General features: G+C 45.7%; 1 pseudogene. It reads left to right on the top strand.

Going from position 1 to position 234, the window contains the following annotated elements:
- Positions 1 to 50 precede the first annotated feature (50 nt).
- A pseudogene (locus tag HMI57_RS19660) lies at positions 51 to 234 on the top strand (hypothetical protein); the annotation flags it as partial.

The following is a 234-nucleotide window of genomic DNA, read 5'->3' on the forward strand; positions in this document are numbered from 1 at the left end:
TAGTAGAAGTATTAGCTTCTTTACCTTTACCTTGTGTATCTGATCGCCATGTGACTGCCCGCGATGTTGTTTTTGAAGGCGAGCCTCTGTCCTCCTCTGCTGCTATTTCTGTTCCTCCTCATGCTCATCTGACCTATCCAGTGGCTGTACAGCAAGGCAACATCATGGCTGCATCTTTTCATCCTGAACTCACACAAGATATTAGATGGCATCACTACTTCGTACATATCACGC

This window comes from Arthrobacter sp. 260 (assembly GCF_013116745.1).
Classification (GTDB): domain Bacteria; phylum Actinomycetota; class Actinomycetes; order Actinomycetales; family Micrococcaceae; genus Arthrobacter_D.